The sequence below is a fragment of the Streptomyces sp. ALI-76-A genome (genome assembly GCF_030287445.1).
In the GTDB taxonomy this organism is placed as follows: Bacteria; Actinomycetota; Actinomycetes; order Streptomycetales; family Streptomycetaceae; genus Streptomyces.
On the sequence record NZ_JASVWB010000002.1, the window covers coordinates 1,148,664 to 1,166,369 of the forward strand.

The 17,706-nt window shown below is 67.5% G+C and carries 28 protein-coding genes and 3 pseudogenes; 10 read left to right on the forward strand and 21 right to left on the reverse strand.

The genetic code is table 11. The features are described from left to right. Positions 1-44: 44 nt before the first annotated feature. Positions 45-359 carry a hypothetical protein gene (locus QQS16_RS05995; RefSeq protein ID WP_286060572.1) on the forward strand — a complete coding sequence of 105 codons (315 nt, stop codon included), beginning with the start codon at positions 45-47 and terminating at the stop codon, positions 357-359. A 286-nt stretch (positions 360-645) separates the two neighbouring features. Here QQS16_RS05995 and QQS16_RS06000 read toward each other — a convergent pair whose 3' ends face one another. The 15 genes from QQS16_RS06000 to QQS16_RS06070 form a co-directional block, all read right to left on the reverse strand. Beyond that, complete coding sequence (locus QQS16_RS06000; protein WP_286060573.1) at positions 646-1,851, reverse strand: hypothetical protein; 1,206 nt, start codon at positions 1,849-1,851, stop codon at positions 646-648. Positions 1,852-1,860: 9 nt separating this feature from the next. Beyond that, on the reverse strand, positions 1,861-2,748 hold the full coding sequence (locus QQS16_RS06005) for a hypothetical protein (protein ID WP_286060574.1): 888 nt from the start codon (positions 2,746-2,748) through the stop codon (positions 1,861-1,863). 2 nt (positions 2,749-2,750) lie between these two features. Then, positions 2,751-3,431 carry a hypothetical protein gene (locus tag QQS16_RS06010; protein WP_286060575.1) on the reverse strand — a complete coding sequence of 227 codons (681 nt, stop codon included), beginning with the start codon at positions 3,429-3,431 and terminating at the stop codon, positions 2,751-2,753. Then, positions 3,428-3,961 carry a hypothetical protein gene (locus tag QQS16_RS06015; protein WP_286060576.1) on the reverse strand — a complete coding sequence of 178 codons (534 nt, stop codon included), beginning with the start codon at positions 3,959-3,961 and terminating at the stop codon, positions 3,428-3,430. The genes QQS16_RS06010 and QQS16_RS06015 overlap by 4 nt, the downstream gene beginning before the upstream one ends. Next, complete coding sequence (locus QQS16_RS06020; protein ID WP_286060577.1) at positions 3,942-4,565, reverse strand: hypothetical protein; 624 nt, start codon at positions 4,563-4,565, stop codon at positions 3,942-3,944. The genes QQS16_RS06015 and QQS16_RS06020 overlap by 20 nt, the downstream gene beginning before the upstream one ends. A gap of 100 nt (positions 4,566-4,665) precedes the next feature. Then, positions 4,666-4,932 (reverse strand): hypothetical protein, encoded by a 267-nt coding sequence (locus QQS16_RS06025; protein ID WP_286060578.1) that lies wholly within the window; start codon positions 4,930-4,932, stop codon positions 4,666-4,668. Next, positions 4,929-5,075 carry a hypothetical protein gene (locus QQS16_RS06030; RefSeq protein WP_286060579.1) on the reverse strand — a complete coding sequence of 49 codons (147 nt, stop codon included), beginning with the start codon at positions 5,073-5,075 and terminating at the stop codon, positions 4,929-4,931. The genes QQS16_RS06025 and QQS16_RS06030 overlap by 4 nt, the downstream gene beginning before the upstream one ends. 140 nt (positions 5,076-5,215) lie before the next feature. Beyond that, on the reverse strand, positions 5,216-5,833 hold the full coding sequence (locus QQS16_RS06035; protein ID WP_286060580.1) for a hypothetical protein: 618 nt from the start codon (positions 5,831-5,833) through the stop codon (positions 5,216-5,218). Positions 5,834-5,898: 65 nt separating this feature from the next. Then, complete coding sequence (locus QQS16_RS06040; RefSeq protein WP_286060581.1) at positions 5,899-6,366, reverse strand: hypothetical protein; 468 nt, start codon at positions 6,364-6,366, stop codon at positions 5,899-5,901. 4 nt (positions 6,367-6,370) lie between these two features. Beyond that, positions 6,371-6,772: a hypothetical protein gene (locus tag QQS16_RS06045; protein ID WP_286060582.1), complete on the reverse strand. Its 402-nt coding sequence runs from the start codon at positions 6,770-6,772 to the stop codon at positions 6,371-6,373. 81 nt (positions 6,773-6,853) lie between these two features. After that, on the reverse strand, positions 6,854-7,237 hold the full coding sequence (locus QQS16_RS06050) for a hypothetical protein (protein ID WP_286060583.1): 384 nt from the start codon (positions 7,235-7,237) through the stop codon (positions 6,854-6,856). A 188-nt stretch (positions 7,238-7,425) separates the two neighbouring features. Next, a complete protein-coding gene (locus QQS16_RS06055) occupies positions 7,426-7,641 on the reverse strand; it encodes a hypothetical protein (protein ID WP_286060584.1) in 216 nt (71 codons plus the stop codon). Then, on the reverse strand, positions 7,629-7,982 hold the full coding sequence (locus QQS16_RS06060) for a hypothetical protein (RefSeq protein WP_286060585.1): 354 nt from the start codon (positions 7,980-7,982) through the stop codon (positions 7,629-7,631). The genes QQS16_RS06055 and QQS16_RS06060 overlap by 13 nt, the downstream gene beginning before the upstream one ends. Before the next feature lie 88 nt (positions 7,983-8,070). Further along, a complete protein-coding gene (locus tag QQS16_RS06065) occupies positions 8,071-8,487 on the reverse strand; it encodes a homing endonuclease associated repeat-containing protein (protein ID WP_286060586.1) in 417 nt (138 codons plus the stop codon). A gap of 71 nt (positions 8,488-8,558) precedes the next feature. Next, on the reverse strand, positions 8,559-8,729 hold the full coding sequence (locus tag QQS16_RS06070) for a hypothetical protein (RefSeq protein WP_286060587.1): 171 nt from the start codon (positions 8,727-8,729) through the stop codon (positions 8,559-8,561). Positions 8,730-9,279: 550 nt separating this feature from the next. Between QQS16_RS06070 and QQS16_RS06075 the strand changes: the two genes are divergently transcribed. From QQS16_RS06075 to QQS16_RS06100, 6 genes are all read left to right on the forward strand, one after another. Continuing rightward, a complete protein-coding gene (locus QQS16_RS06075) occupies positions 9,280-9,981 on the forward strand; it encodes a hypothetical protein (protein WP_286060588.1) in 702 nt (233 codons plus the stop codon). A 293-nt stretch (positions 9,982-10,274) separates the two neighbouring features. Further along, positions 10,275-10,685 (forward strand): hypothetical protein, encoded by a 411-nt coding sequence (locus QQS16_RS06080; protein ID WP_286060589.1) that lies wholly within the window; start codon positions 10,275-10,277, stop codon positions 10,683-10,685. Next, positions 10,682-11,857, forward strand: coding sequence for a hypothetical protein (locus QQS16_RS06085; RefSeq protein WP_286060590.1), 1,176 nt, complete (start codon positions 10,682-10,684; stop codon positions 11,855-11,857). The genes QQS16_RS06080 and QQS16_RS06085 overlap by 4 nt, the downstream gene beginning before the upstream one ends. A 234-nt stretch (positions 11,858-12,091) precedes the next feature. Further along, on the forward strand, positions 12,092-12,385 hold the full coding sequence (locus tag QQS16_RS06090; protein ID WP_286060591.1) for an Hsp20/alpha crystallin family protein: 294 nt from the start codon (positions 12,092-12,094) through the stop codon (positions 12,383-12,385). Further along, a complete protein-coding gene (locus QQS16_RS06095; protein WP_286060592.1) occupies positions 12,382-12,909 on the forward strand; it encodes a hypothetical protein in 528 nt (175 codons plus the stop codon). Before QQS16_RS06090 ends, QQS16_RS06095 begins: the two co-directional genes overlap by 4 nt. A gap of 2 nt (positions 12,910-12,911) precedes the next feature. Then, positions 12,912-13,148 (forward strand): hypothetical protein, encoded by a 237-nt coding sequence (locus QQS16_RS06100; protein ID WP_286060593.1) that lies wholly within the window; start codon positions 12,912-12,914, stop codon positions 13,146-13,148. 121 nt (positions 13,149-13,269) lie between these two features. On the opposite strand, the gene QQS16_RS06105 is transcribed toward QQS16_RS06100, so the two are convergent. From QQS16_RS06105 to QQS16_RS06130, 6 genes and pseudogenes are all read right to left on the reverse strand, one after another. Continuing rightward, positions 13,270-13,380, reverse strand: a complete 111-nt coding sequence (locus QQS16_RS06105) for an Hsp20 family protein (RefSeq protein WP_286066231.1) — start codon at positions 13,378-13,380, stop codon at positions 13,270-13,272. Next, a complete protein-coding gene (locus QQS16_RS43885; protein ID WP_502963888.1) occupies positions 13,335-13,910 on the reverse strand; it encodes an Hsp20/alpha crystallin family protein in 576 nt (191 codons plus the stop codon). Before QQS16_RS43885 ends, QQS16_RS06105 begins: the two co-directional genes overlap by 46 nt. Further along, positions 13,865-14,050 (reverse strand): hypothetical protein, encoded by a 186-nt coding sequence (locus QQS16_RS06115; RefSeq protein WP_286060595.1) that lies wholly within the window; start codon positions 14,048-14,050, stop codon positions 13,865-13,867. Before QQS16_RS06115 ends, QQS16_RS43885 begins: the two co-directional genes overlap by 46 nt. Before the next feature lie 257 nt (positions 14,051-14,307). Further along, positions 14,308-14,734, reverse strand: a pseudogene (locus QQS16_RS06120) (DUF2267 domain-containing protein). A gap of 106 nt (positions 14,735-14,840) precedes the next feature. Beyond that, a complete protein-coding gene (locus QQS16_RS06125) occupies positions 14,841-15,167 on the reverse strand; it encodes a hypothetical protein (protein WP_286060596.1) in 327 nt (108 codons plus the stop codon). 58 nt (positions 15,168-15,225) lie between these two features. Then, positions 15,226-15,600 (reverse strand): annotated as a pseudogene (locus QQS16_RS06130) (DUF2267 domain-containing protein); the annotation flags it as partial. Between the two features lie 218 nt (positions 15,601-15,818). Between QQS16_RS06130 and QQS16_RS06135 the strand changes: the two are divergent. The 3 genes and pseudogenes from QQS16_RS06135 to QQS16_RS06145 form a co-directional block, all read left to right on the forward strand. Beyond that, positions 15,819-16,010, forward strand: a pseudogene (locus QQS16_RS06135) (hypothetical protein); the annotation flags it as partial. Positions 16,011-16,188: 178 nt separating this feature from the next. Further along, on the forward strand, positions 16,189-16,848 hold the full coding sequence (locus QQS16_RS06140) for a TniQ family protein (protein WP_286060597.1): 660 nt from the start codon (positions 16,189-16,191) through the stop codon (positions 16,846-16,848). A 336-nt stretch (positions 16,849-17,184) separates the two neighbouring features. Beyond that, positions 17,185-17,508 carry a polysaccharide pyruvyl transferase family protein gene (locus QQS16_RS06145; RefSeq protein ID WP_502963768.1) on the forward strand — a complete coding sequence of 108 codons (324 nt, stop codon included), beginning with the start codon at positions 17,185-17,187 and terminating at the stop codon, positions 17,506-17,508. Positions 17,509-17,706: the final 198 nt, after the last annotated feature.

Consider the following 17,706-nt stretch of genomic DNA (forward strand, 5'->3'; position numbering starts at 1 on the left):
GTCCGGTATGCAGGAGACCTGGCCTACCGGAGAAGGAGACCCGCGTGTATGTCGACATGACCGCCCTCGATGAGGAGTGCACCCGCCTGGCCTGCCTCATGGCCGACCGCAGCATGGAACACCTCACCGTCCCCGAGGCGTGCTCCCCGGAGGAGCAGGGTGTCTCTCTGGAGGCGGACTTCTCCAGCGGGCTGGAGAAGTCCTTCGCCCGGATCGCCGCAGCGGGCTCGGACCCGGAGTGCATCCTGCCGAGCATGCTGATGGGGATGGCCGGAAAGCTGGTGATCCTCGCTACGGACGTCTCCCTGCGGGGCGACCGGGACGCGGCGGCGGTGATCCGGTCGATCGGCGGCCGGTAGCGGGCGGCCGCCGTCCGGCGACGACATGCGTCAGCCGCAGGTCAGCGGTCCCGTGGAGGCATGGCGACCACGATGTCCGTGTCGTTAATACGAGTGGGCGACGGCACGGCGATACGTCGCGGTGAATCCGGTGCGTCTGCGCTCGGTCCGTACGCGGGACGGCTCGATGGTGGAGGTCCCTGAGCTGGCCCCGGCGGAAGTACGGACGTCGGATGTGAAGACGATGCCGCTGCCAGCGGGCAACCGTTGTTAGTCGGTGCTGTAACACGCCCATAGAAGCGGCGATTCAGTCCTCTGTGCGGGCGACGCTAACGATCAGCGCCATGTCGTCGGCGTCTCGCCATTCGCCGATCACTCGCCACCCAGCATCGCTCAGAAGCCGCTCAGCCTCGCGCTTGCCGCCCTCGGGGTCTCCGCCCTTGGCGGCGATCGTGGTGCGCTCGCTGAACGCAGCAGGCGTGTCATAGTCGGGCGACCATGCCCGCTCGTCCCCCGGGTGCTCGCCGGTCAGCTTGTCCTGCCATACCGAAACATCCATGTGTGGCTGAGAGAGGTGACCGGTGCCGTAGGTCATCCAGGCACTGAAGTGTGGGCGGCTCGACCATTCGGCCTCACGTTCGTTCTCCAGGTCCCAACGCTTGAACAGCTCGCCGAGCTGAGCGTAGATATGGCGGGCCTGCGCCTCGCTCAGGGTGAGTGTGCCGCCCCGGAGCCTGCCGTCTTCGGTGGGGGCAATCGGTGCGTAGTACTCAATGCCTGCGCGGTACCGGGTGATGTCGCCGATGATCAGCTCATGGCGACCGTGCAACGACTGCTCCACCGGCAGCAGATGGTTGAGGTCGGCCTTGTAGTAGGGCGGAAGCTTGTGGACGTCGACGATGTCGCGTTCGGACGTAAGGTTCCCCTTTCCGGACGGCGTGAAGTCGGCCAAGAGCCGCTCGTAGAAGCTGCTGCCGGTGAAGTCCTTGAGCACGGCCCACATGCCTGCCTCCGGGCCCTCCGTCTCGCCGATCACCTTGTTGTCGATCCGGACGTCGAACTGCCTGTCCTCGTGGTGCTGGAGGTAGCCGATGCCGCTGCCCACGCCCCAGGTGTTGCAGTCGACCAGGAAGTCCCCGCTGTCCCGCATGGGCATGAGGGAAACGAGGACGCCGGGGTGAGGAATGAGAGAGGGCCGCACCCGGTAGGACTCTTCCGTGTCGGGCTGCTCGTCCATGCGGGAGGCGGTCTTGCCGGCCGGCCGGCTGCCGAAGGATTGCGCCGGCGGGGCGAACCAGTAGAGGGCGCCGGCCGCGTCGTCGCTGTCCTTGAATCCGGGCATGGCGACGTGGCCCCGGGTGCCCCAGTCGGCAACCCATCCGGCCCCGGCGGTCTCGTAGACGATGCCGAGGTAGCGCCAGGTCTCGCGGGCGGCGCCGGGGGCGCCTTCGTGCACCGCGAAACGGGTGCCGTCCCGGTTGAGGGCCTCGTAGTGGAAGTGCGGTTCGGACATGGCTGTCTCTTATTCGTAGATGCGGGTCTGGAAAGTGATGTCGGCAATGGCACCGAAGGTGTCGCACACGGCGTCGGTCACCTCGGCCAGCGGGTCACCGGGGCGTGTCAGGCCGGTCAGGCGCAGCACGGCTCTGATCTGCCCCTCGGCGGCGTGGAGAATGACGTCCTGACGGCCGGGGGTCCAGGTGATGAAGTACGTGTTCTCGTACTTGTTCTCCAGGCCGTGGATGTGGAAGACGACCTGCTTGTAGGTGGTCTCGTACTGGGTGTTGATCCGGTCGGGCCGGAGGCGGCCCCGGTTCTCCGGCTTCTCGGCCCAGATGTAGGTGCCGTCCTGGGAGTGCCGCAGACCGTACTCGCGGTCGCGGAAGGTGAACGTGGCGGCCAGGCAGGGATGGTTCGCGATCAGACGCCAGTCCTCAATGCCCATGCCGAGATCGTGGGTCGTGTACCTCCACCAGAGGCCGGCCAGCTCGTCGAGCGTGAGTGTTTGGTACGCGGCGCGGTTGGTCAGCACGTCGCTGTTCACTGACTCGGGCCGGGCACAGCAGCCATGCAGCCTCTTCTGCCGCCCCTGTCGGAAGTACTCCACCGTTCCCAGCAGAAGGCAGTCGTGGCAGGCCGCCTCGTGGAACGGGTGGTCGACCAGTCGATGTCCCCCGGCGATGTCCTTGAACTCGGGCGTCGGGATGTAGATGCGCAGCGGCACGATGCGGGCCTTCAAGGCGGGCCGTCGGACGTAGGACTCTCCGCACAGCTTGCACACCGGGTCCATGAAAGGCTCTCGCTTGCCGCTCTCCGCGTCGCGGATCGAGCCCAGCAGCATGTGCGTGGCGTCGCCCTCACACGGGTCCTCCGAGGGGGCGACGAGGCGGGGATCGGTGGAGCAGCGCACGGTCAGTCGCCCTTTCGGTTGGGGTGCGGGTTGCGTCGAGTGGTGCGCCACAGCGAGTCGTTGTCGTTGTAGGAGCCGTCGAAGCTGAGCGAGAAGTGGTCACCGGCCACCGAGAATTTGACCGGGCCGGCGGCCTGGATTGCGGTCTCGTACGCCTCCTTGAGACGGGAGCGGTCGTCTCTCAGGACGAACTCGCGGAAGGCGTCATTCACCACGTACGAGCGGCGCATGTAGGCCAGCAGCTCGTACTTGGCGTCCACGGCCGGGAGCATGCAGGTGTGGCCGCGGACGTCTCCGCCCAGGCCTGGATGCACCCACCCGGCTGACATGTCGTGGACACCGGTCAGCGGTACCTGCCCGGCCCAGTGCCGGTCGATCGCCGTCTGTGCCTGCTGATTGAACATCCCATCCCAGCAGTCCCCGGCGTCCTCTGCCTGCCGGATATAGTCCTGGAGCGCCAGATGGGCCCGGTACGCCTCGTGCATCGCCGGGTCGGTGAACTGGGTTGCGCCGCGCCACTCGCCGCTCTCGGTGAATCCGTCGCGCATGCTCTTCCCGAGGAACATCCGGCCCGTAATCCACATGCCGTCACGCTTACCGAGGAATACGCCGTCGTATTCCTCGCGCCACTTCGCGCGCTTGGAGTGGACGATCGTCCAGCCTTGTACGGTCTTTCCGGTCATGTGATTCTCTTTGTCACTGGCTTCAGCTCGTGCAGCGGAAGTCGTTTGGGGTTGCAGGGATTTCCGCTGGGTGCATAGTCGACTCGTCGGCAGATCCCGTAGCCGGTCAGATAGCCCTCGTCGGCGTGCTCTCGGTCGGTGTCTTCCAGGCTCAGCACCAGGTACGTACGGCCCCGGAAACGAACGTGCTGAAGCTCCAGCGTGCGGAATTCGGAGGCCCACAGGTCCGTGGCGTCTCTTCGCAGGTACGGGTCGATGATCTGCTCGGGATGGCTGTAGCTACCGACGGATTCGGGCGGGGCGACCCGGTTGAACAGCGTTTCCACCACCATGGGCAAGGATGTGGCTCTGGACTTGCGAATGAGCTGTACCTCCAGCAGCAGCGCCTTGCCCGCGCGGATTTCTGCTGCGTCCTGGTCTTCCAGGTCTTCGATTTTCATGCGGGAGTCGAGGTACTTCCCCGTGGGCTTGCCCTGCCGGACGATTCGCACGGACAGGGTGGTCCGGTGTTCAGGCAGTGGCTGACGCACGCTGCTCCTCCTTCCACTTCTTGTACAGCTCGGCGGCGGGGCCGGGGACGAGCCAGGGGAAGGCGTCGGCCCACTCCCGGTAGGACTCGCCGTCGGACTTCTCGTAGAAGGAGTTGCTGGCCGCGCCGGTGATCAGCTCCGGGCTGGCGCGCAGGGCCAGAATGCTGTCCTTGCTGTTCCGCTGGTACCACAAGACCTCGTGGCCGAGCAGGGCCAGCTCGCGGGGTTCGAAGCAGTCGTCGCACAGGCGCACCCGCTGGCCGGACTTCTTGTGGACCGCCATGACCTGGGCGCTCTTGTAGCTGTAGCCCGCGCAGCGCAGGCACCGGTAGTGGTAGTCGTTCCAATCGCCTGCGCCCGCGTGGACCGCGGTGGGGTCGGTGACGATCTCGAAGTCGTCGACCGCCGGGGTCAACTTCGCCAGCGGCAGCACCTGTGTACTGGCGTGCTCGGGGGCCAGGAAGGCGGCGTACGGATTGGTGGGCGGGCGCCGGTAGTTGTTGCGGTCCCGCTTCCGGAACTGCTCGATGGTCGCGTAGTGCTGCTCGGTGAAACCTTGCGCGGTTTCGAGGTCGAAGCGGACCAAATCGCCGATGGAAAACATTTTCCCTCCCAGGTACTAGCGGTGAATGGGTTGGTGCCCGGCGCGGGAATCGAACCCGCCGAATGCCGTCCGGCATTCGTGCTCGTCGTTCGGGCAGGTTTCAGTCGTCGACCCGGACGCCCCAGACATTGTCGATGACGGTTGAATTCTCGTCGTCGACGTCTCTGACGACCTCTTGGTACGCCTCATTTACAGCCCGGCTGTGCGAGTCCACCAGGTATGAATGCGCCCACCCGTTGGGGTCGTCACCGACCTTCTCGGCAACCAGAGCGTCGATTTCGGCTTTCGGGTGGCCGTCGGGGAATTGGTCCGACGACTCGATGATGAGATTGCCGCCGGAATCAAAGCGACCCATCAGCAGAATCAAGACGGTTCCTCCGAGTCTTTCGCTTCACCGACGTATTGCACGTACAGAACCGTCTCGTCCTCGACCTTGCGCGATGCCGCATCGAATGCTCCGGCGGGCTCGAATGCCTTCGGCCTGCCGCGCTTGATGTTGCTGGCCATCATGGGTGCCGACGGGAATGCGCCCACCCTGGCTCATTCGCGGGGCCGCTTGCGTAGCGCTTCGGCTACAGCCTCGTATGCGGGATTGGTTTTCCGCGGAGCCGGGGGGTCTTCGAATACCAGATCGTCCATTTTTGGTTCCCTTACTTGTTGATCGTGCGGAACTTGAGCTGTCCCTTGACCGGGACCTGGTGGGAGTGCTTGATGTCGGCCGGAACGTTCGTGCCGCACGTCTCACAGACGAACGTGTGCTTCTCGTACGGCTGCTCGCAGTAGAAGCACGGGTCCTCGTCGTATTCGGGCGCCGGCATCAGCCCGAGGCTCGCGTCGCCGGAGAGGTGCACGGTGGCGTAGTCATGCGGGAACATCGCGGCGGCCTGGCGGACGTTGCCCTCCGTGATGAATTCCGGGTGCGACAGGCCCCACTCGCGCAACTTCCTGGCGATCTCTCGGGCCAGGGCCTGCGGCAGCTCGTAGTCGTCGCGGACCCAGCGGGTCAGACCGGTCTCGGTCGGCGACTTCTCCCCGAGCTTCATCCACTTCCCGCACCGGTCGCACTTCTCGTCCTTGATCTCGCCGCGCTCTCCGTCCGGCAGCTCGGTCAGCTCCGTGCGGGTCTGTTGGCTGGTGATCGTCTTCGGGAAGTCGCCGGAGTCGTAGGAACGCTCGTCGCTGTAGTCGACTCCGACCCGCTCGGCGGCCCGTCGGATGGCTTCGTCCTGCTCACTGCTGCGGGCGACCTTGATGTCGTTCGCTCGCATCCGTCCGACTGTGCAGGAGGGGCAGAGATTGTCGTGTGCATACGTGTAGCCGACGACTGCCATGTTCAGCCCTCCTGCTTCTCGGTGCTGAACTTGATCCACGAGCCCTGGAAGGCGCCGAACTCCGCGCCGTCCTTGAGGCGCATCGATCCGCGCGTTCCGGCGACGAGCCAGCCCACGTACCGGATGCCGTGCTCTTCGGTCGCCTCGACCAGGCGGTGGTAGCCGATCAGGTCGCCGAGTTTGATCAACTGGGCTTCCTTCAGCAGCAGGGCCTCATCGACCGGCGGGAAGACGTCCCGTTCCAGGTGCTCCCAGATGAGCCTGGTCAGGTCGCCCATGTGCTCGTACGAGGGCTGCGGCGTCCGGAACCCGCACGCGCACATACCGGCGTAGCCCTCGTAGGACGGCAGCCGCTCGAGCCGGTGGATGCCTGGCTCCGCACCGTCCGTGATCATCTGCGTCTTCGTCTCGCGGGCCCATCGCGCACCGGGAAGGTCGTCGTCCATGCCCAGCTCGGTAATCTTCGGCATTGAATTACGCCCCGTCCTTTTCCTGAATTCCGTTCTTTCCCTTACATGCGGCACACTCGCAGGAATGCACCTTGTGCAGTTCGCTTGGCTTGAACGCGCCCGTCATCTGCCACGGTGCGCTTTCGGTTTTCCAGGCGAATTCGACCAGGACCATGTCGTCGCAGATCACACGCTTTACGTACGCCTCAAAGGAGAACGGCGACCGGACCACCGTGAGGCAACTTTGACTGGTCGGCACGTGGTAATGCGGCCGGGCCCGCACCAGCGTCTCGTTCTCCGCCAGCATTTCTGCTGAGTCCTCGGCATGAGTGATCGGCTCACCGATCGGCCGGACCTCCCTGCTGAACGCCAAATACCTGACATACGTCTCTGGCTCGTTGTCCGTCTCGGTCTCCTTGTTCGTCACGTTCATTCCTCCCCGCTGATGGGCGTGCGCGTTCCATCGACGTGCACAACAAATGCCTGACTGGAATTGCGCCCCTCGTACTCACGGACCTTCATTCGGAACTGAGGCTCGCCCTTTTGCTGACGCGCTCGCGTCTTCGACCTCGATCACCTCGACGCCCGACACCTGGGCGTAGATGTCCTCGACCGTCCGCAGCAGGGACCGGGCGTCTTGCTCCTTCACGTCACCGGCGTCCAGGTCGAGGAGCATGTCGTCGATCACGATGCGCGCGTACGTCAGCTGCTCCCGGACCGTCGGCTCACCCTCCGAGCGCTCGGTGGGCCGCTCGGCCATGCGCGTCGCCCGCGACAGCACGGACTTGACGACGTCCCGAGCGCTGCGCCGGTTACGCCGCTTGATCTCCCGCACCACCGGCCGGGATGCCGGATCGCTCTGCCCGTAGACGTACGGCTTGGTCAGATTCACGGGCGCCAGGTGCGACTCGTGACGGGTCGGCGACTGGCCGCGCGCCGTGGTTCCTTGCCGACCCTCGACTGTGGTGATCCGATTCCGTCGGGAATTGGTCATGCGGTGCGGATTCCTTCCTCTTCGATGATGGACGGCAGCCCCAGGCGTGGGAGTTGAGGGCGGTCAGATGAATGGAGTGCTGGTCTTCAGAGACCGTGCTTCTCGTGGTCGTAGGGCTCGTTCGGCCGGTGGACCGCGATGCGCACGATGGGTGTGGACCCGTCGGTCTCCGGGCGCTGCGCGGCCGGTGTCGGCGTCTGGGTCTGGGCGCTGATCTCACGGGCGATCCAGAGGATGCAGGCGACGATGGCCAGCACGATGAAGAGGAGCGCCAGGCTCTGTAATGCCGTCAGGGGGTGCAAGGGGAAGGTGCTTTCGGAGAGTGGAGCGTGGGAGCCGCCGACTCGCAGAGCTCGGCGAGGGTGTGGCCGCAGGAGAGGTAGGTGACCTCGTACAGCGGGCCCTGGCCCCAGCGCGGGTCCCAGTCCTCGGGCGGCAGGGCGGGTTCGACGGTGCATTTGACGATGTCGCGGGGCAGGCCCGGCTCGCTGGTCTCGTCGTAGGAGCAGAAGCGGCACCACTCCAGCTCGGGCAGCTGCGCGGCGACGCCGAGCAGTTCAGGCGCGGTGACCGTACGGGTCATCTCGGCCGGCGCAGCGTCGGCCAGGAGGAGGTCAGCGATCGGTGCGGCGATGACGGTCATGGGGTCCTCGGCTCGGTCATAGTGGGATTTACGCAGGGCTGAACGGCGCGCAGCGCGAAAGGAACGGTTGCGCACATACCGATGAATTTCAGCCGCAAGCCAGCTCTGTGGCCCGCGACCAACTGCCCATCCGGAAGCGGATGGTGGTGGCCGGCGGGACATCACCCTTCAGGTCCGCCGGATCCGTGCGCCAGGCCTCGTAGGTTGCTAGCGCCGTGGATCCCGTCTCCCGCAGGCACTGCCGGATCGCGGCAATGAGCTGCTCCTGGGTCCACTTTGTCGTCGCAGTCTGGAGCTGCTGGGGCTGTTCGATCACGGCGAGACCCGCGAGCTCCAGCGCACGGTTCCAGCTGCCGAAGCGGCGCTCGTAGAGCGGAGCTGATGGATCGGTGCCCCTGCGTCGCTGCTCGAAGGTGCGACGTCCCAGGGTGCTCTCTCCCTGCGCCAGGTGGATGAGCACGTGCAGGAGCTGCTGGTCGGTGTAGACGACCGGCCCGGACTTCATGGGTGCAGGGACGTGCACAGCAGACAGAGTCACGGTCCGTCCTATCTCTCGTTTAGAGGGCCGCATGCGCGTCAGAGCGTGTGCACCTGCACGAGCTGCTGGTCGCGGGTGATGGACGCGAACAACGCATTGAAGGTCCGCGGGAACTGGCCGTAGCAGGTCGAGTCGTCCATCTCGACGGAGAGGTACGGCCGTTCCTTGAGCCAGGCCGCGGCCTGTGTCGACGTAGGCCGGGCTCTCACCCTCGAAGACGATCGGGTGCCAGGTCTTCTGGTCACTGCTCACGAGCAGCGTGAGCGTCAGCGGATCGACGCCGGTGGTGGCCCGAGCAGAAGCAAGAGCAGTCATGGCGAGCAGTCCTTCGTAGGAGGAGGTGAGAAGCCCACGAACAGCCGCCCGCCAGGGGGCCACCCGTAGCCGACACGCGCACGACGTGTCGCAGAGCCCTCCGGATCAACTCCGTTGATCCCCGAGCGCCAAACAGACCCGCAGGCACCCTGCGCGCCCGAGCCCCGCTCGGCGCGCCCTCTGCACCCCCTTACCTCGCGGCATTCTGACTCATCACAGACTGCCACTCGATAAGCATTTGGATAAGATACCCTCGAAGGCCAGTCGATTCAATCGGACTGGTCGGCGACAGGAGAGGCGAGGTGAGAAGCGATGAAGACCTGGAGGACGAGGAAGGCTGCGCCCGCGGCTGCAGCACTCGCGGTGGCCGCGGGCGTTCTACTCGCCGGATGCTCCAGTGGCGACGGCAGCACAACCCAGGCGCCGTCTGCGCCGAGTGCGACCGTGAGCACCGTCAAGGTCACCGATATGGCCCTCGGCGAGGCGCTGGGCAAGCTCGCCTTCCAGGGCACCGGGAGTTCCAGCAAGGACGGCGGGGCCTGCCTAGCCAGCGCAGTGCGGAAGGCGGGAATGCCGGAGGAGGCGCTGGCCTACATCATCAAGGCCGACGGCGACGACATGGGTGCAGTCATCGACGGACTGAACAAGGTGAGCGAGGACGACGCTGCGCTCCTGGCCTCGCGGTCGCTGCGCGAGGACTTCGACGCGTGCATCGACAAGGCTCTACTTCCGAACGGCAGCAGCCCCAACACTCAGAGCTACGTGCCGCCGAAGGCAGCCGCGAAGCCTGTAGCTGGCAAACCGAACCTGAAGCCGGCATACCCGGTCCGCGCGGATCAGCCGGTCAACTCGTCCATCGAGCTCACCAAGGGCCTGGTCTCGATGTTCTCCTCCTACGCCCGGGACGAGAGTCAGAAGAAGACCTACGCGGCGGCCGGCCAGTGCCTGTCGACTCTGGTCTACGACGCGGGCTTCAGTCAGGAGGCGCTGCACTTCTTCGCCGGCGGCGCACGCCTTGGCACTGGGTCGATCGTCGAGCATCTGCCCAGCGACAAGGACAAGGCGATCTGGCAGTCGCCGAGGTTCACCCAGGGGCTTGCCGACTGCACGACGAACCCGCCGCCGGATCCCATGCCCGGCTCCTGAGTGGGAGTCCATCAGACAGACGAAGGGCCGGTGCAATGTGTGTCGCACCGGCCCTTTTCTCTTCTCGCCGTCACGCGAAGGTGGTGTGGTCCGCAGCAGGTGGCCCCGTCCGAGAGGAAAGGAATCGAGCAGGGCCACCTGCTGCGGCGATGCGCCGCCAGGGGGGACTGACTGGGCGCTGCTGCGACTCTACTGGTATTTGAGCAGAAGCACAAAGAGCGCATTTGACGTATCAAGTAGCATTGACAAGATGGCCTCATAGATCAGTCAGACAAGGCAGGGAGAAGCCGCGCATGACCGTCACACAGGAGTTGGAGAAGACGACGCAGCCCGTGCGTGGCATGAAGAAGAAGCCGCCGGGCGCGACGCAGAGCAGCAGTAGTGGCCGCCAGGGCATGTTCGTCCGGCTGGATCCGGACGACAAACAGCGCGCGGAGTACTGGGCCGACAAGCGCGGTTTCTCCTCGGTGAACGAGTACGTGGCCGAGGCGGTGGTCGAGAAGATCCGGCGTGAGAACCTCGACTACGACCTGCCGACCCTGGAGATCGCGCGGCTCAACGAGCTCGTCGACCAGGTCGCGGCGCTGGCGAAGAACTCGGCGAACCTCGAACGCGTCGTCACCACGGGCTTCGACTCGCTGATCGGGCTCACCCGCGGCGACAACTACCTCCTGGATGACGAGGAGGACGGTGAGCTCGGATGAGCCGGGACTTCGCAGAGATGCTGGAAGCGGCCACACCCACCGCCGAGGTGATGGAGGTGGACACGTCGTTCCTCGACGCCTACCGGCGCGGCGGGAGCGAGGAGCTCAAGCGCGTCCAGGCCCAGGCGGCACAGCCTGAGCCTGAGGTGGCAACGCCCGAGCCGGAGGTGCGGCTCGATGAGGCCGTCGACGGCGACTCTCAACTCGAGGTTGAAGGCCCGCAGGCTGATCCCGACGTGGACGCCGAAGAGGATCGCCTGGAGCTGGAGCCGGACCACGAGCCCGACGCCGGCGACTCACAGCGGGCCGGGGGATCCAACCAGCGTGGTGGTGGTGCCGGCGGTGGACAGGGAGGAACTGCCGGGGTGCTCCCGGGCGGTGCGCCGGCGGGCCCTGCGGCCGATGCTGTTCCGGCTCCCGGGGCACAGCCGGACGTCGAGGACGCCGCCGCAGCCGAAGTCGCTGCTCATGACGTCGTCGCCTCACCGGATGAACCCGAGCATGTAACGCCCGGCTCGCTGCAGCTCACCGACCATCAGGACGCCGTCCAGAGTGCGGCCTCGAAGGGGGGCACGGGTAGCACCACCGACGCAGCCGCCACGCTCCCCCAGTCGGGCTTCCGGCTCGCCGGCGTGCAGAGCCAGCCGCACATCAAGGCGCTGCCCGAGAGCATCATGAACGCGCTGCGGGAGCAGCTGCGAACAGCCGCAGTCCGCGAGCTGGGCGTGAGCGACAGCGCTGCTCGGGAGTTCAGCCAGCGGCTGAGCCAGGGCACGCTGGTGACGGCGTTCCTGCTGGCGCAGCTCGACCTGCACCTTGATGCCGATCCTGCCACCGAGCGCGCCGTCGAGCTGTTCCGCTCCCGCGACCCGCTGCTGGGCAGCGTGGTGGCACGCCTGGCGAACATCGAGGCCGCTGAACGCGAGCGGGACGGGTTGCTGCGCAAACTGCGCGACGAGTTGGGCGAGGTGCGCCAGACCAGCGCGGTGGTCGAGCAGGCGCTGGCGTACTCCATCGCCGACCGTACGGAGAACTTCTTGCGGGGCTCGCACAACCTCCACGACGCGCCGATCACGCACAAGGAGGCGATCTACCTCCGGGACAAGGCCCGGGAGGCGACCAGGAAGCAGTTGAAGCTTGAACGCGAGCGGGAAGGACGGCCGATTCGATGACCACGACAAGCAAGGAGAAGCTCTTCCCCGCCCGGCAGCGCTGCAAGACGTGCGGCAAAGGTCTGGGCCTCCGCGCCCAGGACCCGGTGTACCTCGGCCTGTACTGCACTCCGCAGTGTGCGGGTATGGCCGCGCCGGCCTCGCGGCCCGAGGACGCGCGGGCAGTTGTGGCAGTCGGCTGTCCCCGGTGGCGGTGGCCTGGTCCCCGACGAGCCGTGGGAGCCCCCGGCGGAGGTGGAGGAGACCGGCGACGCCTACGTCCTTGAACTGGACGTGCCTGGCCTGCGCAGGGACGAGGTCGTGGTCGAGGTTCTCGACACCGAGCTCACGGTGCGCGGTGAGGTCAAGGACAAGGAGCGCGGCGGCATCCTGCGTCGACGGACCCGCAGGGTCGGACAGTTCGCTTTCCGCACGGGGCTGCCTGCGGCGGGGAGTCGTTGGCTCGGCGGTTGCTACGGCGCGGTTCGTCACGCGGGGCGCGGCGGGCACGGCGATGCTGCCGCTGTCGGGCGGGATCAAAGATCGTGACGGGGCTGCTGTACGGCACGGGCCCGGCCGATGCGCGGCAACTGCTGAGGAACACGGAGGACGAGTACGCGGCCGCCGCGCGTGCGCTGGCGGCGTCGCGGGCGGGTGAGACCCTCGTCGAGCACGTCGAGGACCAGGCCGCCGCCGACGCGCTCGGCTCGGTGCGCCGCCAGGACGAGGAACTGCTGCAGGCCCTGGAGCACAGCCTCGCCGAGCACGCCCGCGCCGTAGGCACGCCCACCAACGGCTCCCGGCCGGCCCAGGGCGGCGGAGCTCTGGCCGACGCGGCAGTCCACACGGTGCGGGCTGTCTTCGAGCGGGCGCGTGAGGTGACCCGGCGCGGCGGCCGACAGGCCAGGGGTGCGGCCGAAGGCGCGCTGCGGGAGACGGCGCAGCCTGGCCGCATGGCCGAGGACGTTCAGGGAGCGGTCACGCGGGAGGAGGTCTGCCGATTGCCGGGTTCAGCCAGCTCAGCACCGACAAGATCCAGCAGCAGCTGCGCACACTGTCCCAGTCGGAACTGACAGTGATCGAGGGCTACGAGCGCGCGCATGCCCGCCGCAAGGGCGTGCTGCAGGCGATCCAGCGACTGCGCGGCAGTGAGCCGTGGGACGGCTACGACGCCATGGGCACGGCCGAGATCACCGCGCGGCTGCAGGACGCTCCCTCCGGCGTGGTCCGCCAGGTGATGGAGTACGAGCAGCACCACCGGCAGCGCCAGGACGTCATCTCAGCCGCTGAGAGGCGCATCCCCAGCAGCTGACCGGGCACAAGAGGAAGCCGCCCCGGGAGCACCATGCGGGTCCCGGGGCGGCATCGCGCTTGCTACGGCCTGTGGGGCCGGGCAGATCGCACGGCACGCGTAGGGCCTGTGCGGGGTGCGGTCATTCGCCGGCCGTGATCTCGATGCGCCGTGGCTTGGCGGCCTCCGCCTTGGGAACCTTGACGGTCAGCACCCCCTCGCTGAGGGCCGCGTCCACATTCTCCGTGTTGATCTCGCCGGGAAGCAGAGTGCGGTACTCGAACCGGCCGGACGGCCGGTCCGCCGCGTGCCGCGGCGCAGGACGCCAGTACGTTCGCGTTCCTTGTACTCGCCGGAGATGGACAGCTCCCGGTCGTTCAACTCGATGTTGATGTCGTCCCGCTTGACGCCGGGGACATCGATCTCGATCAGGAAGGCGTCATCGGTTTCCTCGATGTCGGTCAGCGGCGCCCATGCCGCGCCCTCCGCTATCGGTGCCAGGGCGCCGCCGAAGGTGGACTCCACAGATTGCCCAGGCGGCCGAAGAGGTCGTTGAACTCGGCGAGCGGGTCCGCAGTCCAGCCGGGGAACCGCCGTTTTGCGACGTTCCCCCGTGGCTGGGGCTGACACCGGCCGGCGCGCCCCGATTCGGGCCTGCCCATCGTGTGCCGGCGAGCCGGGTGGCACCCGCGACCGCCGAGCGGTATTGGCCCGGACAATGGGACACCTGCGACTGATCAGGACGTCGTGGAGGCCATCACGGCTTGGAATGCCTTCATGCACGGCAGACAGTGCTTGTCCACCGCCTGGTTGCGGGGCTCCTCACGCTTGTCGACGCCGCACAGCGTCAGGGTCTTGTCGGTCGTCAGCACGTGCCACACCGGCTCTCCCGAGGCGTCTGCACCGCACCACATTTCATGCATGATCGACTCTTCCGCAGGAGTGGAGGCCCCTCCCATACCAGCACGGCCCACAGGGGCCGACGCCCCGGGGCAGCCATGCGGGTGACACCTACTGGCGCGGCGAAGTGCGCGAGTTGCGCGCCCTCACGATCAGCGCGTTCGTCGCGCACGCCGTCCGCCCTCACCGTGCTCGCGCACCGCTCAGTGAGATGATCATCCGCAGGGTGAAGCAGGGGGCTGGTGGCGCGGCCCGCGCACTGGTGCCGAGAGATCACTGGTCATGAGGGCTCCGGCTCCTCGTTCCCGGGCGTGGCTGGCCGCGGCCAGCCAAAGAGCAGATCGTAGCCCGGGGGGGAGCTGCAGGAGGACTCTCCCCATCAGGTCTTCGCCCGCGGCATCGGCCGCAACGCTGAGCACCGCGCTCACATCCCAGGTCGCTGTCTGTTCGGTGGCTCCCTCGATCCATGCCGCTGTGGCCCGGATGAACCGCTCCGGGGAGAGCGGTTCGTGGGCTTGGAGCGGGTTGAGCAGCACCATGGCGAACGTTTCGGGAAGCCGGGATGCCAGCTCGGCTCGTGCCTCACCCACCAGGTGTGCGCCCAAGAGGGCGAGCACAACGCGGGCGGCCCGCTCAGCCTCCTGCGGTGTGCTGTACTCACCCCGCTCCTGCACCGCTGCCAGGAACTCGTCCCACTGCATGCGCATGGAATGCCTCCCTGGTCCATGCGGGCCGACCTCCGTCGCGGCAGGCACTGACGCTGCATGGTGGCCCCGCCGTGATCATTGACCGCCACTGTTCGTATCGCCACCTTCAGGACTGCCGACCTCGGGACCGGCCGTGGCTACCGCTGGGGGCGGCGAGTTCACGACCCTGGTAGAAGCCTTCCTGCTCCTCGACGACGTACGGGGCCATCCTGACGCGCCGCTGCGCCTCGGACTCGGAGGCCCGCCAGGAATCGCACGCCTCCTTAGAGTCCCAGAAGGAGACGCCGGTGATCTCCCGTCCATCCTCGGACCAGTACGCGAAGGCGCGGCGCAGACCCTCGGGGTAGGGGTCTGGCTGCCACGCTCCCTCGAATTGCTCCAGGGTGCCTGGCCGAAGGCGGCGCGTGGTCACCCAGACGAAGCGCTCCTCCATCGCGGCCTCCTCTGCAGCGCAGGGTCAGCTTGCCCGCCCCGTGATTGTTGCCGGGACGTCAGGTGACGCTGCCGGTGCTCCCGGCGAAGAGAATGCTGGCGAGTTCGTCGTCCAGCGACTGGCGGACTTTGCTCATCAGGCCACCCTGGGTGGCCTCGCCGACGACCTCCACGACGCAGCGGGCCTCGTGGGTGGCCTTGGCCATGTCGGCGCTCGCGCGCTGAGCGACGCGGTTGAGGAATTCCTGGTACTCCATCCGCACACCGGTTTCCGGCTGATCCGGGGCGGTGGCGACGCGGTGCAGATGCTCACCGATTTCCTGTGGCAGTTGGGCGGCGAGGTTGTCCGCCAGGGGGGCGGGGATGCGCTCGGCCAGAGTTTCCAGAGTGGCGCGGGTGGCGGCCTCCGCGGTACCCCGGCTGTCCAGATGGGCCCGGGACTGTACCTACCCGATGAAGGTGTCGTGGTCCATCGTGGCTCCTTCCGGCTCTTCGAAGGCCGATGTTCGTACCCGGATGGCGCGATCGTCCTTTCTGCGGACAGCGGGTGGACGGCATACCTGCTTGCTCCGGATGAGGCCCCAGTCCCGGGTGCGTCTTCTCTTTCAGCATCGCGCCGATGCCCTCATCGCGCATACGGCGGGCGGCGCCGGAGAAGGACGGCGACCGGATGAACGGCTGCACCGTCTTCCAGCAGCGTCACGGTGTGGACACCGCCGTCACGTTGGCCAGCCGGTATTGCGAGCGGTTCGCCGACCACGCCGTCTCGGTCGCGTGCCGCGTGGTCTTCCTGGTTACGGGCGCGCACGCGAAACGACCTGGCCGATCCGCCCATACCGCGTGATCACCGATTGGCCTTGTCAACGGCGGGAGCGGCTGTCCACCGCACCCGGCCGCGAACGCCGCCGAGCCCGGAGAGCCTCATACAGGCTCCACCGGAGCAAGCTCGACGGCGTTTCCACGGAAGGCTGGGCAGCACCCGAGCCCGCTCCCGCACCGGCGCCTCGATCATCCCGTTGCGGGTGCCGCTGATCGCCGGGGAGACCACGGCCTCCTACCTGGCACGGACGGCGGCCGCCAACGCGCTGGAGCACAGCGAACTGCTGCGCGCCCTGCAGCCCCGCCGCCGCATCCGAACACCCGCCCTGCGGCCGGCCGCCGAGGTCTACCTGTCGCCCCCGAGCCTGCACCTGCTCGCGGACCTGATCCACCGCCCGGCCGACCAGCTGGCCCGCGCCCTGCCCCACCTGCGTACCACGCACCTCCTCGAAGACGACACACTCCAGGTGCGCAGTGCAGCGTGGCCGCGCGGCGCCGGGCGAGGGCCGCTGCCCGGCTGCCCGCTGTGCATGGAAGAAGGCGCCTGGCTGGTCTCCTTCGACCGCCTGTGGACACCGTGCGGGTGCGGCCGCCGCTGGCTGGTCGGCGACCACGGCGGCTACCTCATCGACACCACTCCGCTGCCCGAGCTGGCCCGCGCACTTCTGCAGCACCGGGCCTTCGTACACCGGCTCGGCCCGGCAGTGACCCGCTCGTCGCGGACGCCCACCAGGTCGCGATGTGGTGGTGGGTCCACCGCCGCCAGGTCGGCGGCCAAACGTGGCGGCGCAGGGAAGACGCCCTCGGCATGCCCAAGGGCCAGCGACGGACGGCTCCCGCGGTCGTCTACCCCGAGACCGTGACGCTCGCCGAGGCCATGTGGGCCTGGGAGCAGCGCCGGCACCGCCCGGGAGCCGACCCGCAGGCCTGGCCCTGGCACGTCGCCGAACAACTCAACGTGCCAGGGCTCGCCCGGGGTCTTGGGCCCCGGCGCGAGGGCGTGCCACTCGCCCGCTGGCTCACCCACCACACCGCCCGAGCACCCGGGCGCGGCACCGCGGCAGCCAGGGCCGGAATGGCCACCGGCGCCCCGGAACAGCAGGACGTACGCCACGCGCACGCCGCGCTGTCCCACATGACCGCACCCGAGCGCGCGCATCCTCAACAGCATCTACAGCCCCGGACAGGTGCTCGGCTTCATGCGCCACCTGGACCTGGCCGTCGGAATGCGCCTGCACTTCCTGATCTTCGCCGCGATGTCCGGCCTGCCGGTGCTGCCGCTGTCGTACGCCGGAAAGGTCTTCGACTTCGCCCGCCGGATCGGCGCCCCGGCACTGGTCGGTGTGGCGCGCGAACAGGCCGGGCTGCTGCTGGCGGAAGTGGACCGGCTGTGGGACGAATACCCCGAGCACCAAGCGCAACTGCAGTCCCGTGTCCGGGAACTGCGCGCACTTGCCCAGGACAACTGCACCCGCTGCAAAGCCATCCTCGACATCATCGACGGCATGACCAGCAGCGGCTAGCAAGCCGGTCCGCCCCGACGTCCACGCACCCGCTGCCGACTCACCGCACCAGAGCGTGCACAGGCGTAAAAAGGTCAGGCTGCCGGCGACTCGCGTGCGTCGTACCCTGATCGATGGTGGCCCTCGAACGCGGCTGCCCTGGCCAGCACCGGAGTCGCATCCTTCCTTCCGGCCAGCCGGACGCGTGAGATGCCCCCT

What these genes read in the sequence shown, in the direction of transcription:
- QQS16_RS06060 (WP_286060585.1), bottom strand. Translation starts at nt 7,982, where the DNA reads ATGACCGTCATCGCCGCACCGATCGCTGACCTCCTCCTGGCCGACGCT.
- QQS16_RS06125 (WP_286060596.1), bottom strand. Translation starts at nt 15,167, where the DNA reads ATGGAGGAGCGCTTCGTCTGGGTGACCACGCGCCGCCTTCGGCCAGGC.
- QQS16_RS06020 (WP_286060577.1), bottom strand. Translation starts at nt 4,565, where the DNA reads ATGTTTTCCATCGGCGATTTGGTCCGCTTCGACCTCGAAACCGCGCAA.
- QQS16_RS06115 (WP_286060595.1), bottom strand. Translation starts at nt 14,050, where the DNA reads ATGCATGAAATGTGGTGCGGTGCAGACGCCTCGGGAGAGCCGGTGTGG.
- QQS16_RS06000 (WP_286060573.1), bottom strand. Translation starts at nt 1,851, where the DNA reads ATGTCCGAACCGCACTTCCACTACGAGGCCCTCAACCGGGACGGCACC.
- QQS16_RS06030 (WP_286060579.1), bottom strand. Translation starts at nt 5,075, where the DNA reads ATGATGGCCAGCAACATCAAGCGCGGCAGGCCGAAGGCATTCGAGCCC.
- QQS16_RS06065 (WP_286060586.1), bottom strand. Translation starts at nt 8,487, where the DNA reads ATGAAGTCCGGGCCGGTCGTCTACACCGACCAGCAGCTCCTGCACGTG.
- QQS16_RS06085 (WP_286060590.1), top strand. Translation starts at nt 10,682, where the DNA reads ATGAGCCGGGACTTCGCAGAGATGCTGGAAGCGGCCACACCCACCGCC.
- QQS16_RS06010 (WP_286060575.1), bottom strand. Translation starts at nt 3,431, where the DNA reads ATGACCGGAAAGACCGTACAAGGCTGGACGATCGTCCACTCCAAGCGC.
- QQS16_RS06145 (WP_502963768.1), top strand. Translation starts at nt 17,185, where the DNA reads ATGCGCCACCTGGACCTGGCCGTCGGAATGCGCCTGCACTTCCTGATC.
- QQS16_RS06040 (WP_286060581.1), bottom strand. Translation starts at nt 6,366, where the DNA reads ATGCCGAAGATTACCGAGCTGGGCATGGACGACGACCTTCCCGGTGCG.
- QQS16_RS06035 (WP_286060580.1), bottom strand. Translation starts at nt 5,833, where the DNA reads ATGCGAGCGAACGACATCAAGGTCGCCCGCAGCAGTGAGCAGGACGAA.
- QQS16_RS06080 (WP_286060589.1), top strand. Translation starts at nt 10,275, where the DNA reads ATGACCGTCACACAGGAGTTGGAGAAGACGACGCAGCCCGTGCGTGGC.